This is a genomic window from Methyloparacoccus sp. NF-16 (assembly GCF_056880625.1).
Genome location: NZ_CP174130.1, coordinates 2,727,817 through 2,742,962, shown reverse-complemented (window position 1 = coordinate 2,742,962; position 15,146 = coordinate 2,727,817). Strand labels below are relative to the sequence as shown.

Here is a 15,146-nt window from a genome sequence, read left to right as displayed (position 1 = left end):
CCGGCCGGAACCGGGCCAGGTTGCTGCCCGGGGGCGCGCGGTGACGCCGGCCGAAACCGCGGCGCCCGCGAGCGCCCGCCGCATCCGGGTGCGCGGCCGGGTTCAGGGGGTCGGCTACCGGCCGTTCGTGCTGCGGCTGGCGCTGACGCTCGGGGTGCAGGGCTGGGTCCGGAACGTGGGCGGCGCGGTCGAGATTCAGGCCGAGGGTCCCTCGGCAGGGCTCGACCGCTTCGCGCGGGCGCTGCTGGCCGAGGCACCACCGCTGGCGCGGCCGGAGACACCCGAGACGCGGGCCGTGCCGCCACAGGGCTGCCGGGGGTTCGTCATCCTTGCCAGCGCGGCGGCCGACCGGGACGCCATCGTCATCCCGCCCGACCATTTCGTCTGCGCCGATTGCCTGGCGGAAATGCGCGATCCCGCCGCCCGCCGCCATCGCTACCCGTTCACCAATTGCACCCAGTGCGGGCCGCGCTACACCCTCATCGATCGGCTGCCCTACGACCGTCCCAACACGGCCATGGCGGATTTTCCGCTGTGCGACGACTGCCGGGCCGAGTACGGGAATCCCGCCGACCGGCGCTATCACGCCCAGCCGCTGGCCTGTCCGCGCTGCGGTCCGACGCTGACCTGGCAGGTGCCGGGGGCGCCGCCCGTGCGCGGCAACGAGGCGGCCCTGGCGGCCTGCGTCGCGTTGCTGCGGGCCGGCGGCATCGTCGCCGCCAAGGGGGTGGGCGGTTATCATCTGCTGTGCGACGCGCGCGCGGATGCCGCCGTGCGGCGGCTGCGGGCGCGCAAGCGCCGGCCCGACAAGCCGCTCGCGGTCATGCTGCCCGGGGACGGCCTGGACGGCGATGATCGCCTGGCGGGCATCGCCGTGCCGGTGCCCGGTGATCTCGGCCTGCTGCGATCGCCGCTGCGCCCCATCGTGCTGCTGCCGAAAGCCCGCGAGTTTGCCCTGTCGGCGGCGATTGCCCCGGGGCTGGACGAGATCGGCCTGATGCTGCCCTACAGCCCGCTGCACCATCTGCTGCTGGCGGACTTCGGCGGTCCCCTGGTCGCGACCTCGGCCAACCTCAGCGGCGAGCCGGTCCTGACCGATGCGGGCAGCGTGGAGAGCCGGCTGGGTGTCGTGGCCGACGCCTTTCTCCATCATGACCGGCCCATCCGGCGGCCGGCCGACGATGCGGTGTTCCGGCGGCTGGCCGGCCGGCAGCGACCGCTGCGGCTGGGCAGGGGGCTGGCGCCGGTCGAGCTGCGGCTGCGGCGGCCGGTACCGTGCCCGATGCTGGCGCTGGGCGCCGATCTCAAGAACACCATCGCCCTGGCCCAGGACGACCGCGTGATCGTCTCGCCGCATCTGGGCGATCTTGGCGCGCCGCGGAGTCTCCAGGTCCTCGGGCAGGTGATCGAGGACCTGTGCCGCCTGTTTGCGGTACGGCCCGAGCTGGTGGTCGCCGACGCCCATCCGGACTACGTGTCCACCCGCTGGGGCAGCGCCACCTGGCCGCAGCGGGTGACGGTGCACCACCATCTGGCCCATGCGGCGGCGGTGAGCGGCGAGTTCGGGCTGGACGAGCCGCTGCTGGTGTTCGCCTGGGACGGGCTGGGTTATGGCGAGGATGGCACGCTCTGGGGCGGCGAGGCGCTGCTGGGGCAGCCGGGCGCCTGGCAGCGGGTGGCCAGTCTGCGACCCTTCCGCCTGATCGGCGGCGACAAGGCCAGCCGTGAACCCTGGCGTTGCGCGTTGGCACTGTGCCTGGAGGCAGACCTCGATTGGCCAGCGGCGCCGACGGCGGCGGCGCTGGCGCGATCGGCCTGGCGGCGTGGCCTGAATGCGCCGGTGAGCAGTTCGGCGGGGCGCCTGTTCGACGGGGCCGCGGCCCTGATCGGGCTGTGCCGGACGCAGAGCCACGAGGGCCATGCCGCCGCGCGGCTGGAGGCGCTGGCCTGTGATCTGCCGGCCGCCACCGTCGAGCTGCCGCTGATGCGGCAGGACGGACTCTGGCGGATCGACTGGTCGCCGCTGTTGCCCCGGCTGATGGCCGGGGACATACCGCCGGCGATGCGCGCCGGCCAGTTCCATGCCAGCCTGGCGACGGCCATCCGCGCGGTGGTGCTGCGCGTACGCGAGGAACACGGCATCCGCCGGGTCGGCCTGACCGGCGGCGTGTTCCAGAACCGCCGCCTGCTGGCCCGGGCGCAGCAGCTGCTGGTGCGGGCGGGCTTCGCGGTGTCGATTCCGGAGCGGTTGCCGGTCAACGACGCCGCCATCAGCTTCGGTCAGATCGTCGAGGCCCAGGCCCGGGTCACGCGCTGAGCGGCATGCGCAGGCGGGGGCAGCACCCGCGTGCTGCCCCCGCCATGATTCAATGGATAGACACCATGACAGGAAATAACGGAATGAACGCGCCAGTCGCCGGGAACGATATCCGGCAAAAACTCGCCGCCGAGAGCGGCGTCCTCGCCTGGACGGAGCTGCAACGGCATTTTGCCCGCGGCGCGGTGATCGTGGTGCAGGAGGGCCTGGACCTGCTGGCGGTGGCGGAGGCCATGGCCCGGGACGAGACGGCCCGGCTGCGGGACTGGCTGGCCGCCGGGCAGGTGAGACGGGTGGACGATGCCCTGGCCCGTCAGTGGGCGCCGGCGAACCCGGCGTTCCGCGCCGTCGTGGTGGCGCCCTGGGTGCTGGTGCAGCGGGTGCTGGACGGCTGATGCGGGCGCGGCGGCGCAACGTCTCTCGCAACGTTTCTCAAGGCATGGAGCTGAAGGATGGAAATCGTATGGATCGCCAGCGCGTACTTTGCCGGCCTGCTGGCCAGCCGGCTGGGCCTGCCGCCGCTGGTCGGGTATCTGGTGGCGGGCTACGGCCTGAACCTCGCCGGCGTGCATGCCGAAGCGCTGCTCGGGCAGCTGTCGCACATCGGCATACTCCTGCTGCTGTTCACCGTCGGCCTGAAGCTGAAGATCGGCACCATCTTCCGGCGCGAGGTGATGGGCGTCGGCGGGCTGCACCTGTTCGTGGTGGCGGTCTTTTCCGGGCTGTGGTTCTTCGTCGAGCATCAGCACATCACCGGCGGGCTGATGCTGGGCGTAAGCCTTGCCTTCTCCAGCACGGTGCTGGCGGTGAAGGTGCTGGAGGACAACCGGGAACTGGAGAGCTTCCACGGCCGCATCGTCATGGGCATCCTGATCCTGCAGGATCTGATTGCCGTGGGCCTGCTGGCCGTCGCCGGCGCCAAGACGCCGTCGCCCTGGGCGCTCGGACTGCTGCTGCTGCCCCTGTTGCGGCCGCTGGCCGCCTGGCTGTTCGAGGCAACCCAGGCCAGCGAACTGCGGCTGCTGCTGGGTGTGCTGCTGGCCTTCGCCGGCGGCAAGCTGGCGCAGGCGGTCGGCGTGGCCGACGATCTCGGCGCGCTACTGATGGGGTTGCTGCTGGCGGGGCATCCGGATGCCAACGATCTCGGCCGCAAGCTGTGGGGCCTGAAGGAGGTGCTGCTGGTCGCGTTCTTTCTGGAGATCGGCCTGCATGGCACACCCACGGCGGGCGAGCTTGTCACCTCGCTCAAGCTGCTGCTGGTGCTGCCCCTGCAGGGCTGGCTGTTCTTCACCCTGCTGCTGCTGACCGGGCTGCGCGCGCGCACCGCGTTCGTCGCCTCGCTGGCGCTGATGACCTACAGCGAGTTCGCGCTGATCGCGACCTATCCGGTGATCGAGTCCGGCCTCCTGGATCGCTCCTGGAGCGCCGTGCTGGGCTTCACCGTGGCGGCCTCCCTGGCCATCGCGGCGCTGCTGAACCGGCATTCGCACCACCTCTTCGGCAGCCTGGAGCCCTGGCTGGTCCGCTTCGAGCGGCGGGTGCCACACCCTGACCAGGTGCCGGCCGATTTCGGCAATGCCACCTGGCTGGTGGTCGGCATGGGGCGCACCGGCCGGGCCGCCTACGAGACGCTGGCGCGTGCCCGCCACAAGGTGCAGGGCCTGGATGCCGACCCCACCCGCGTCAGCCGCCTGCAGGCGGAGGGGTTGCGGGTGGTCTACGGCGACAGCGAGGACCCGGAGCTCTGGCGGCAGGCGGTGCTGGAGAACCTGAGCGGCATCATCCTGGCGCTGCCGGACTTCAACGCCCGCTGCCTTTCCCTCAGGCAGCTGCGCTCGAAGGGCTACACGGGACGGGTGGGCACCACGTCCTTCAGCCCGCAGGAGGACCCCGCCCTCTACCGTGCCGGGGCCGATGTGGTGTTCCACCCCTTCACCGAGGCCGGCATCGAGCTTGCCGAGCGGCTGCTGGAAACCCTGCCGGCCCCGGCCGACCCGGATTCCGATAGTCCGCGCGGGTCGCCGGAGCCGGTCGTCAGAGGTTCGGCAGCAGGCCCTTCATGACCAGGTCGGTCAGGCTGACCACCCCCAGGACTTCGCGGTCCTTGACCACCGGCGCCCGGCTCAGGCCGAAGCGGTCGAACAGGCGGGCGCAGTAGCGGATGTCCATGTCCGGGTGCACGGTGAAGGCCGGCTTGACCATGATCTCGTAGATATTGACCCGGTCCGGCGCCCGGTCCCTGGCCAGCACCTCGCGCGAGATGTCCGACAGCGAGACGATGCCGATCTCGTCGTGGTCATTGCGCGGCCTGACGATCAGCGTCTTGGTCTCGACGTGCTGCATGGTTTCCAGGGCGGCGGCGACGGTGGCCATGCCCTCCACCAGGTCGAAGTGGGTCTTCATCACGTCGCGCACGCGGATCAGCGGTTTGCTGCCCATGGTTCAGATCTCCTCCTCGACGCGGCCGCTGAGCCTGCGCACCTGATGGTCAATGCCGACAGCATCCTCGACATCGACCTGGAAGGCGATGCCGCTGCCGGGCTTGCTCTTGAAGCCGGCCACCTCGGCAATGGTTTCCAGGATGTGGCGGCTGAGATGTTCCTCCACCAGCAGCAGGATCACGTCCCGCTGCGCCTCCAGGGCCAGGCCGAAGAAGGTGCGGGTCTTCTCCAGGCCCTCGCCGCGGGCCTGGCCGATGATGGTGGAGCCGGTGGCGCCGGCCTTGCGCGCGGCGTCGAGCACGGCCTGGGTGGCCTGGTCCTCGACACAGGCCAGGATGAGCTTGAAGTGCATGGTTGTCCTCCTCGGGGTGGGATGGCCAGCCCGGCGCGGGCCGGAGTCTCGGGTGGGGCGGTTATGGCTCGCCGGTCTCCGCGGATGTCTTCGACCGGCGGCTGCGCCATTGGCTCAGCTGGGCGTAGCTGAGCACGGTCATGATCGGAAACAGGCTGGCGAAGGCGATGAGGCCAAAGCCGTCCAGCATGGGATGGCGGCCGGGTATGTGGCTGGCGAGACCGAGGCCGAGGGCGGCCACCAGCGGCACGGTGACCGTCGAGGTGGTGACGCCGCCGGAATCGTAGGCGAGCGCCACGATGCTGCGGGGCGCCCACCAGGTCTGTGCCAGCACCAGGACGTAGCCGGCGATGATGTAGTAGTGCAGGGGCGTGCCGGTGACGATGCGGAACACCCCCAGGGTGATGCCGATGGCAACGCCCAGGGCGACGGCGATACGGAGTCCCCAGGGCTGGATCGAGCCACCGGAAACCTGGCTGGCCTTCAGGGCGACCGCCAGCAGCGAGGGTTCGGCAATGGTGGTGGCGAACCCGATGGCAAAGGCGAAAAGATAGACCCAGCCGTAATGCCACCAGGCCGCTGCCCCGGCGAGTTGGCGCGGCCCGATGAAGCCCGGCTCGGTGAGTTGCTGGGCCATCAGCTTGCCCAGCGGAAACAGGGCGCGCTCCAGCCCTTCCAGGAAAAACGTCAGGCCCGCCAGCACCAACAGAAAACCCATCAGCACCTGGGGCAGGTTGGCGATCCGGCGGCGCAGCACCAAGAGCTGGAAGCTCAGCAGGATGCCGGCGATCGGCAGCACGTCGATGCTGGTGAGCTGTAGTGTCTGCCACAGGCCATGAAGCCGGTCGCCGGCCGTCACCGCAGCGCTCCGTAGGCCATGACGAAAATCATGGGTGTCAGCGAGGCCAGCGCGATCAGGCCGAACCCGTCGGTCATGGGATTGCGGCCCTCGATGCTGGAGGCCAGCCCGACGCCCAGCGCCGTCACCAGCGGCACCGTGATGGTGGAGGTGGTGACACCGCCGGAGTCGTAGGCGATGCCGACGATCTCCGGCGGGGCGAAGAGGGTCATCACGACCACGCCGAGATAGCCCAGGATGATGAGGTTCTGGATGGGCCAGCCGCGCAGGATGCGCAGCACGCCGATGACAACCGCCAGGCCCACCGACAGCGCCACGGTGTAGCGCAACCCTTCCGCGTAGTCCTGGCGGGCCGCTTGCGTATCCGCGATCCAGCCGCCACTGGCGGCGACGCCGGCGGCTTCGCCGGCCACCGCGATCAGGGCGGGTTCCGCCACCGTGGTGCCGAAGCCGAGGGCAAAGGCGAACAGCAACAGCCAGCCGAGACTGCCCTTGGCGGCGAAGCTCCAGGCCAGCGATTCACCGATGGGAAACAGCCCCAGTTTGAGCCCCTGCACGAACAGGGCCAGCCCCGCCACCACCAGGGTCAGTCCCCACAGCAGGTCGAGCAGGTTGGGCAGGGGCTGTTTCAACACCAGCAGCTGGAAGACGGCAATGACCAGGATGATGGGAGCCAGGTCCCGCAGGCTCGCGGCCAGGGGCGCCAGCAGTTGCCAGACGAAGACGCGCATCGGGAAAGGGGCGAGGGATCGGAAGAACGCTCATGGACGTCGCGGCTGGCGCCCGGGCGGGCGGGGCGCGTCGGCGGCTATTCCGGCAGATGCCTGGAACGGGTCCCGCGCCGGCGCCGCCGGCGGGGCGTGGCCGGCCCGGCGGGGGCCGAAGAACAGGGCGAGAATCTGCCGGCGACCGATGACCCGCGCCAGTTCGGATGCCGTCGAAAACGCGAACACCGTCAGCGCCATGAACAGGTGGTTGCTCCAGAAGAGCGGCCAGACGATCGCGGCGGTGTACTGCCGCCAGGCGGTGCCCGGCGAGGCATGTTCACGGACGATCGGCGGCAGCACGTCCTCGGCCACGATCGCCAGCGAGGCGAGGCCGCCGTACAGCAGGGTTTTCCAGAGCACCGCCAGGATCAGCGGGCGGTCGGCAAACAGGTTGGCCAGCCGCCGCTCGTCGAGCAGCAGGTAGAGCTTGCCCAGCACCAGGGCGCTGATCGTCGCCATCATCGAGCGGCCGGGTGTGATGCCGTAGCCTTCTTCGTCCAGGTGACGGATCAGCACGCCGATGTGGAAGCTGATCAGGAAGAACAGGGTGGGCGGCAGCGCCCGCCCGAACTCCCGCCGCAGCACATGCAGGATGTTCATGGGCGGTGCCGGTACAGCGCCAGCGCCGTCAGCAACCAGGCGGCCATGAGGGCCAGCCCGCCCAGCGGCGTGACCATGCCCAGCCAGCGCAGGCCGCCGGCGCTGAGCAGATAGAGGCTGCCGGAAAAGACCGCGATGCCCCCCAGCATCAGCCCGCCCGCCCAGGCCAGCAGGCGCGATCCGGGGCGACGCTCCGCCAGCAGGCCGATCCAGCCCAGTCCCAGCGCATGCCACATGTGGTAATCGACCGCCGTGCGATAGAGGGTCAGGTCGGCCTCGTCAAGGCGGCCCTTCAGGCCGTGGGCGCCGAAGGCGCCAAGGGCGACGGCCAGCAACCCCGCGAGGGCTGCCGAGATCAGGAGGGTTCTGCTATGCATGGGAAGAACAAAGCGGAGTCGGGTCTTGCCATCAGGCTATCTTGGGGCCGCCATTCCGGCTGGTGCGCGGCCCCGTTCACACCGGAATAGTGTACGCCCAAGCCGGCGCTGATCTCATGGGCGTAGGCCATCATCGGTGCGGGCCCGGGGCGGGGCCGTTCCGCCAGCCGGTCGGCTGCGGTCGGATAGATGCCGGGCGCTTGTCGCTTTGCCCGGCATCGCCCTTCGGCAAGGAGACGCGAGAGCATGCCCGAACAACACCCGGCCGGATTGCCAGCCAATGACCGGAAGCACCGGGATCTGATCGCCGTGGACGGCCCGCCGACGGGGGAATGGGCGCCGGTGGCCAGGATGAACCAATACCCGGTTATGGCAAGCCCGGATCGTGGTATCTGTCGTGGCGGATAAGGCATTCGAATATCCGTATCGAAACCAATAATTCGCGCTATAGGCGGAGTTTATCCGCCTCCACGGTTTGCTTGTCAATTACCGGCTGGGTCGCGCAGGCAAGAGTGGTTAATCTCCCCGAAATCCCCCAAAATCCAAGCATGATGTTAGCTTCGCCGTTCGGCGGCCACACGGTAATGGATACATCCAACACTTTCCCCGACCGCACTATCGGTTCTGTCCTGCTGGTGGCCCTGCTGCTGCCCGGCGCCGCCCTGATCCTGCAACTGCTGCTCTGGCCCCTGGTGCAGCCGTTCATCTGGTTTTTCTTCTACCCGGCCGTCTTTTTCAGCGCCCATCATGGTGGCCTCATGGGGGGCTTGCCGGCCACACTGCTTTCCGTCGGGCTGGCCAACTATTTTTTCATGGACCCGATCCATACCCTGGCGGTCTCCGAGTGGCCTCAGGTGGTGGTCATGGCGATGTTTGCCATCATGGGCGGGCTGATCTCCCTCGTGCATCACAACTATCACCGGGTGCGCGTCCAGTTGCGCCATGCGCTGCGGAAATCCTCGGATGTGGCGCAACATTATCGGGCCATGTTCGAGACCGCGGAGGGCCACGCATTCTCGTTTCCGCCAAAGGCGCCGACAACGCCTCCATCCGCCGGGGAGGCTCTGCCGCAGTACATCCCCGAGCGGGAGTTCCGCCTGTTGGCCGAGGCCGTTCCCCAGATCGTGTGGATCACCAATCCCGAGGGCGAGAATATCTTCTTCAATCAGAAGTGGGTGGACTATACCGGCATGACCCTCGCGCAAAGCCATGGTCATGGCTGGAACATACCCTTTCACCCGGACGATCGCCGGCGTGCCTGGGATGCCTGGCAGAACGCGCTTCACCACAATGGCACCTATGCCCTGGAATGCCAGCTTCGGCGCGCGGATGGCAGCTACCGTTGGTGGCTGGTGCGCGGCGTGCCGGCCTTCGACCGGGAGGGAAAGATCTACAAATGGTTCGGCACCTGCACGGACATCCATGACATCAAGGCGGCCCAGGAGACGCTGCGGCACAACGAGGAGCGCCTGCGTTTCGCGCTGGATTCCCTGCAGGCCGGCGAATGGCAACTCGACCTGGAGCAGTTGACCGCCGTCTGCTCATTGCGTCATGACCAGATCTTCGGTTACGAGCGCCCTCATCCCGGCTGGAGCTACGCGGTTTTCATGAAGCATGTGGTCGCGGAAGACCGCGAGCGGGTGAGCGCAAGCTTTCAACAGGTGCTTTCCACTCAGGCCATGTGGGATGTCGAATGCCGCATCCGTCGGATGGACGGAGACATCCGCTGGATTCACGCCTGTGGCCAGCCCCGGGTGGATAGCAACGGCAGGCGCCTGCTGGTGGGGGTCGTCATCGATATTTCCGAGCGGAAACTGGCGGACATCCGCCTGCAGGACAGCGAGAAACGTTTCCGCCTGCTGTTCGAGCACTTGCCCATTCCCTATCAATCCCTGGACATCCGGGGCCATTGGCTGGACGCCAACCAGCAAATGGCCGATCTGTTGGGTTTTGCCACGCCCGCCGACATGCTGGGCCACGATTTCGGCGACTTCTGGATCGCGGGATGCGATGGCTTCAACGCCAAGTTCGATGAATTCAAACGTACCCACAACGTGGAGGGGGAATTGCAATTGGTCCGGCGGGACGGGCGCAGGATCAGCGTGCTGATCGCCGGGCGAATCCAGCGGGACAAGGACGGCCGCTTCGAACGCACCCATTGCATCCTGGTCGACATCACCGAACGCCATGACTTCGAGACCCGCATTTCCGAACTCAATATCGAGCTCGACGAGAAGCTATCGCAATTGAAGGCTGCGAACGCCGCCAAGACCCAATTTCTGGCCCATATGAGTCATGAGTTGCGAACGCCGTTGAACTCCATCATGGGGTATGGCCAGATTCTCGAAATGGACAGCATCTCGCCCGAGCAGCGGGATATGGTGCAGTCGATCAACCAGGCAAGCGTCGATCTTTTGCGCATGATCAACGACCTGCTGGACCTGACCAGAATCGAGGCCGGCCAGTTGGTGCTGGACAGTGAACGGTTTCAACTGGAGACCCTGTTCGATCAGTTGCGGTCGATCCTGCGCAATCAGGCCAGCCACAAGGGGTTGTCGCTGCAGATCCAGGACGTTGGTGCCGAGCTCGGACAGCTGACAGGCGACCCGCAGCGGTTGAAGCAGGTCCTGCTGAACCTCCTGGGCAATGCCATCAAGTTCACCGAGCAGGGAATCGTGAGCCTCTCGGTACGGCGCCTGCCCGCCGATGGCGCGGCGGTCTGGCTGCGATTCGAGGTCCGCGACACCGGCATCGGGATATCCGCGGATATCCTGGATCGCCTGTTCCAGCCGTTCAGCCAGGGCGACCCCAGCATCACCCGCCGTTTTGGCGGCACGGGTCTGGGACTCGTCATCAGCAAACGCATCGTCGAGGCCATGGCGGGACGCATGGGGGTTTCCAGCGTGGTCGATCAGGGCAGCCTGTTCTGGGTCGAGGTGCCTTTCGCGCCGGCTGCCCGCGAGACCGTCGCCGCGGTCTCTCCCGAGCCGCTGAACCGGCACTCGCTGGAGGGTCTGCGGGTGCTCTCGGTGGATGACAACCCGGCCAATCTGCAGATGATCGAACAGGTGCTCCTCTATCTTGGCGCCTCGGTGACGCCAGTGCAGGGCGGGCGGGCGGCCCTGGACCGCCTGAGTGCCGCGCCGGCAGATTTCGATGTGATGCTGCTGGACGTGCAGATGCCCGAACTGGACGGCCTCAGCGTGACCCGCGCAATCCGCCGGGATGAACGGTTGTCGGGGTTGCCGATCATCGCCCTGACCGCCGGCGTCACCCCGGACGAATGCCAGGCTGCCCTGGCCGCGGGCATGAACAATTTTCTCGGTAAGCCGGTCGACCTGCGACAGATGCATCGCGTGCTGGCCGCCTACCTGAAACCCGGCTAGGGCGCCATTGCCCGGGGTCTCAGGACGATGCCCCGCACGCAGGCGTTGCCCGCCGCCGGCCGGAACGACGGTAATCCAGTGGAACAATGACGCTCCCATCCGGCCGGGGCGGTTTCCCCCGCGGCCCAGCTCATGGCTTTTCTTCATGCGTAATCTCTTGATCGGACTGGGTGGCATCGCAATCGCGCTGGCCTTGTTGCTGGGCGGGCAGCATGTCTACGAGGGCTGGCTGCGCCGCGCCCAGACCCAGGCGCAGACGACGTTGCTCGCCAGCGCGCGTATCAAGGCAGAGCAGCTCGCCCTCTGGCGGCATGAACGCCTGGGCGACGGTGAGGTGTTGGTGCATAACGCGCTGCTGGCCGATCACCTGGCCGAGTGGATGGCCAGCGACAAGGGACGGCCACTGCCCGCCGCCATCCGTGACCAGCTTGAGGCCCTGTTACGCCACTATGGTTACGCCGCAGCCACGATCGTCGATGCCGAAGCCCGTCCGCGATACAGCTCGGGCTCGCCCGGCTTTCCTGCCCAGAATGACCAGGATCGCGCCCACCTGGCCGAGTCCTGGCGGACCCATCAGGCCATCCTGTCCGATCTCCATCGCGACGATAACATCGATTATCCGCACCTGCACCTCATCGCCCCGCTGTTTGTCGGAAACCGGCCGGTCGGTGCCATCGTGTTGCTGATCCGCGCCAGCGATGCGCTCTACCCGCTGCTGGCATCCCTGCCTCTGCCGAGCCGCAGCGGCGAGGCGTTCATCGTGCGCCGCCAGGGTGACGCCGTCCTATGCCTCAGCGAGCTCAGGCACCGACCGAATGCCGCCTTGAACTTCTCGCGCCCGCTGAGCGAGACCGACCTGCCCGCCGTGCGGGCACTCCTGGGCGAAACCGGCCTCACCGAGGGCCGCGATTACCGCGGCATCGCCGTGGCGGTTGCGACCGTCCCCGTGGCCGGCACTCCCTGGATGCTGATCGTCAAGCAGGACATGGAGGAAATCCTGAGCGGCGTCCGGCGTGAGGCCTGGCTGTGGGGCGGCTGGCTGCTCGCGTTCCTGGGGCTGCTGTCGGCCATTCTGAGAGGCCTGGTCAAGGGGCTGCAGTACCAGCATGCGCGCAGCTTGCGTCAGGCCGCGGATGCGGAGCGGATCAGCCTGGCGAGGTTCCGCCACCTGTTCGAGCAATCGCAGGACGGCATCCTCCTGCTCACGGGCAACGACCGTTTCCTGGACGCCAACCCGGCCGCGCTGCGGCTGCTGGGCTACGAGCTGGAGGCGCTGCGCCAGATACCGCTGATCAGCATCCTGGCACCCGAGGAACATCCCCGCCTCGCCGATGCCGTGGGCGACATCATGGGCAGTCGGCGACATCATGAGCCGTGGGTGCATGTCCGCAAGGACGGTTCCAGATTCGTGGCCGATGTGACCGCCCAGCTGCTGACCGCCGACAGTTACTTCGCCATCCTGCGCGACATTACCGAGCAGCAGCGGCTGGAACGTCAGGAAGCCACCCGCTCGGCCGTGCTGGAACTGCTGGCCGGCGGTGCGCCACTCAAGGACATCCTCGAAGCCATCACCCGTGGCGTCGAGAGCGCCCAGCCCGGCATGCTGTGCAGCATCCTGCTGCTCGACAGCAGTGGTCGTCGACTGGCCACCGGCGCGGCACCCAGCCTGCCGGACTTCTACAACCGGGCCGTCGATGGCCTGGCCATCGGCCCGGGCGCGGGCGCCTGCGGTGAGGCGGCCCATACCGGCCAGCGGGTCATCGCCGCCGATTTGCAGACCCATCCCAACTGGTCGGCCTTCCGCGCGCTGATCCAGCAGGCGCAGCTGGGCGCCTGCTGGTCCGAACCCGTTCTCGGCGCGGATGGCGCCGTGCTCGGCACCTTCGCCATCTACCATCGCGCCCCCGCCACGCCGAACGAGGCTGAAATCCAGCTGATCGAGCAGGCGGCCAAGCTGGCGGCGATCGCGATCGAGCGTCACCGCGCCCGCGCCGCGCTGGCGCTCAGCGAACAGCGCTACGCCATGGCCAATCAGGCCACCTCGGAGGTCATCTGGGACTGGAACATCGAGACCCACGAGGTGTGGTGGAACGATAACTTCTACTCGCACTACGGTTACCGCCGCAACGAAACCCCACCGTCCTACGACAACTGGGTGCGGCATATTCATCCGGCGGACCGTGCCGGGGTGCTGGCGTCGTTGACCGGGGACCTGGCCAGCACGGCCGGCCTCTGGACCAGCCAGTACCGGTTCCGCCACCACTCCGGCGCGTATGCGGTCGTCTATGCCCGCGGCGTCATCCAGCGGGATGCCGCCAGCAAGCCGCTGCGTCTGGTCGGGGCGATGCAGGACGTTACCGAGCGCAAGCAATTCGAGCAGCGACTGGCGGCGGCGGCCGACCGCTATGAACGGATGCTGCGCGCCACCAAGGATGCCTTCTGGCTGGTCGAGGCGGGCACCGGACGCATCGTCGATGTCAATCGCGCGGCGGAGACCCAGAGCGGCTACAGCCGCGAGGAATTGCTCCGGCTGCGGGTATCCGACATCGACATCCTGCATGACCCGGATGCGTTCCGCGAGCGTGTCGGGGGCATCCTGGCCGAGGGCTGGGGGGTGATCGAGACCCGCCACCGCACCAAGTCCGACCGGATCATCGATGTCGAGGTCAGCACGCTGCCGGATGCCGATCAGCGCACCATGATCGCCTTCCTCCGCGACATCACGTCCCGCAAGCAGGCCGAGCGGGCCATCCAGTCGCTGAACGAGGAACTGGCAGGCAAAGTCGTCGAGCTGGAGCGGGCCAATGCCGCCAAGAGCCAGTTTCTGGCCCACATGAGCCACGAAATCCGCACGCCCATGAACGGCGTGCTCGGCATGGCGCAGCTGCTGGCCCAGGAACCGCTCAGCCCCGGGCAGGCCGTCATGGTTCGCCACATCGGCGAAGCCGGCGAATCGCTGCTGCGCATCATCGACGACATCCTCGACTTCTCCAAGATCGAAGCCGGCGAACTGCGCGTCGAGCAGCAGGCGTTTCAGCCTGCGGCAACCCTGCGGCAGGTGGAAAACCTGCTCCGCCCGGCCGCCCGCCTCAAGGGGCTCGACCTGACGGTCGCCGCTGCCGAGCTGCCGGGGCGGCTGATCGGCGATGCCATGCGGCTGGAGCAGATACTCCTCAATCTCCTGGGCAATGCCATCAAGTTCACCGAGCATGGCGGCGTGACGCTCACCGTGACGCCCGTGACATCCGGGGCCGGGCCGGTGCGGCTGCGCTTCGCCGTGCGCGATACCGGCATCGGCATCGAACCCGACGCGCTGAGCCGGCTGTTCCAGCCCTTCAGCCAGGGCGACAGTTCCATCACCCGCCGGTTTGGCGGCACCGGCCTGGGCCTGGTCATCAGCCGCCGTCTGGTCGAACTGATGGGCGGCACGCTCGGCGCCGAGAGCACCCCGGGCCAGGGCAGCACCTTCTGGTGCGAAATCCCCTTCGCCCGCGTGAACCCCGCCACCGGCGTGTCCCCGGTACGCGCCACGCCGACACCCGCCGCGACCGCCGAGCCACGACTGGCCGGGCTGCGGGTCCTGCTGGTGGACGACAACCGCATCAACCTGCTGGTCGGACAGAAAGCCCTCGAACACGAAGGTGCCCATGTCGGCACCGCCCGTGACGGCCAGCAGGCCCTGGAGCGGCTGCGGGCCACGCCCGATGGTTTCGATATCGTGCTCATGGACATCCAGATGCCGGTCATGGACGGCCTCACGGCCACCCGTGAGATTCGCCGGAACCCTGCCCTGGCCGGACTCCCCGTCATCGCCCTGAGTGCCGGTGTCCTGCCGGAAGAGCGGCAGGCCGCGCTGGCCGCCGGCCTCAACGACTTCCTGCCCAAGCCGATCAACATCGACCGGATGGCCGCGATGCTGCGCCAGCATTGCCCTGCCTGAGTACGGGCGAGGGGAGGGGAGCAGGGATGGTCATGGCGGCCCCGGCTTGGCGGCCCTGACTGCAGGCTGGCGCTTGTCCCGGGGGGGGGGCCGGCTCAGGAAAGGGC

At 68.1% G+C, this 15,146-nt stretch carries 11 protein-coding genes; 5 read left to right on the top strand and 6 right to left on the bottom strand.

The genetic code is table 11. The features are described 5' to 3' along the window. Positions 1–40 precede the first annotated feature (40 nt). From hypF to ACH5N8_RS12970, 3 genes are all read left to right on the top strand, one after another. Positions 41–2,317 carry a carbamoyltransferase HypF gene (hypF, locus tag ACH5N8_RS12980; protein WP_483281615.1) on the top strand — a complete coding sequence of 759 codons (2,277 nt, stop codon included), beginning with the start codon at positions 41–43 and terminating at the stop codon, positions 2,315–2,317. Between the two features lie 83 nt (positions 2,318–2,400). Further along, the gene (locus ACH5N8_RS12975) at positions 2,401–2,712 is read left to right on the top strand and encodes a DUF2288 domain-containing protein (RefSeq protein WP_483281614.1); all 312 of its coding nucleotides are present in this window, start codon (positions 2,401–2,403) and stop codon (positions 2,710–2,712) included. 57 nt (positions 2,713–2,769) lie between these two features. Beyond that, positions 2,770–4,380: a cation:proton antiporter domain-containing protein gene (locus ACH5N8_RS12970; RefSeq protein WP_483281613.1), complete on the top strand. Its 1,611-nt coding sequence runs from the start codon at positions 2,770–2,772 to the stop codon at positions 4,378–4,380. On the opposite strand, the gene ACH5N8_RS12965 is transcribed toward ACH5N8_RS12970, so the two are convergent. The 6 genes from ACH5N8_RS12965 to ACH5N8_RS12940 all read right to left on the bottom strand — a co-directional run bounded on the left by ACH5N8_RS12965 (position 4,352) and on the right by ACH5N8_RS12940 (position 7,713). After that, positions 4,352–4,756 carry a CBS domain-containing protein gene (locus ACH5N8_RS12965; RefSeq protein WP_460026810.1) on the bottom strand — a complete coding sequence of 135 codons (405 nt, stop codon included), beginning with the start codon at positions 4,754–4,756 and terminating at the stop codon, positions 4,352–4,354. The genes ACH5N8_RS12970 and ACH5N8_RS12965 overlap by 29 nt on opposite strands. A 3-nt stretch (positions 4,757–4,759) precedes the next feature. Next, a complete protein-coding gene (locus ACH5N8_RS12960; RefSeq protein ID WP_460026811.1) occupies positions 4,760–5,110 on the bottom strand; it encodes a P-II family nitrogen regulator in 351 nt (116 codons plus the stop codon). Between the two features lie 61 nt (positions 5,111–5,171). Beyond that, positions 5,172–5,969, bottom strand: coding sequence for a DUF1538 domain-containing protein (locus ACH5N8_RS12955; protein ID WP_483281612.1), 798 nt, complete (start codon positions 5,967–5,969; stop codon positions 5,172–5,174). Beyond that, complete coding sequence (locus tag ACH5N8_RS12950) at positions 5,966–6,700, bottom strand: DUF1538 family protein (RefSeq protein ID WP_483281611.1); 735 nt, start codon at positions 6,698–6,700, stop codon at positions 5,966–5,968. The genes ACH5N8_RS12955 and ACH5N8_RS12950 overlap by 4 nt, the downstream gene beginning before the upstream one ends. 30 nt (positions 6,701–6,730) lie before the next feature. Continuing rightward, positions 6,731–7,336 (bottom strand): hypothetical protein, encoded by a 606-nt coding sequence (locus ACH5N8_RS12945; protein WP_483281610.1) that lies wholly within the window; start codon positions 7,334–7,336, stop codon positions 6,731–6,733. Beyond that, positions 7,333–7,713, bottom strand: coding sequence for a DUF423 domain-containing protein (locus tag ACH5N8_RS12940; protein ID WP_483281609.1), 381 nt, complete (start codon positions 7,711–7,713; stop codon positions 7,333–7,335). Before ACH5N8_RS12940 ends, ACH5N8_RS12945 begins: the two co-directional genes overlap by 4 nt. A gap of 584 nt (positions 7,714–8,297) precedes the next feature. On the opposite strand from ACH5N8_RS12940, the gene ACH5N8_RS12935 reads away from it, so the two are divergent. Continuing rightward, entirely contained in the window at positions 8,298–11,099 is a 2,802-nt protein-coding gene (locus tag ACH5N8_RS12935) for a PAS domain S-box protein (RefSeq protein WP_483281608.1), read from the top strand. A 145-nt stretch (positions 11,100–11,244) separates the two neighbouring features. Next, positions 11,245–15,039: a PAS domain S-box protein gene (locus ACH5N8_RS12930; RefSeq protein ID WP_483281607.1), complete on the top strand. Its 3,795-nt coding sequence runs from the start codon at positions 11,245–11,247 to the stop codon at positions 15,037–15,039. Positions 15,040–15,146 lie beyond the last annotated feature (107 nt).

Bases quoted from the DNA above. Each gene is read 5' to 3' on its own strand.
- ACH5N8_RS12975 (WP_483281614.1), top strand. From the start codon at position 2,401: ATGAACGCGCCAGTCGCCGGGAACGATATCCGGCAAAAACTCGCCGCC.
- ACH5N8_RS12970 (WP_483281613.1), top strand. From the start codon at position 2,770: ATGGAAATCGTATGGATCGCCAGCGCGTACTTTGCCGGCCTGCTGGCC.
- ACH5N8_RS12965 (WP_460026810.1), bottom strand. From the start codon at position 4,756: ATGGGCAGCAAACCGCTGATCCGCGTGCGCGACGTGATGAAGACCCAC.
- ACH5N8_RS12960 (WP_460026811.1), bottom strand. From the start codon at position 5,110: ATGCACTTCAAGCTCATCCTGGCCTGTGTCGAGGACCAGGCCACCCAG.
- ACH5N8_RS12950 (WP_483281611.1), bottom strand. From the start codon at position 6,700: ATGCGCGTCTTCGTCTGGCAACTGCTGGCGCCCCTGGCCGCGAGCCTG.
- ACH5N8_RS12945 (WP_483281610.1), bottom strand. From the start codon at position 7,336: ATGAACATCCTGCATGTGCTGCGGCGGGAGTTCGGGCGGGCGCTGCCG.
- ACH5N8_RS12940 (WP_483281609.1), bottom strand. From the start codon at position 7,713: ATGCATAGCAGAACCCTCCTGATCTCGGCAGCCCTCGCGGGGTTGCTG.
- ACH5N8_RS12935 (WP_483281608.1), top strand. From the start codon at position 8,298: ATGGATACATCCAACACTTTCCCCGACCGCACTATCGGTTCTGTCCTG.
- ACH5N8_RS12930 (WP_483281607.1), top strand. From the start codon at position 11,245: ATGCGTAATCTCTTGATCGGACTGGGTGGCATCGCAATCGCGCTGGCC.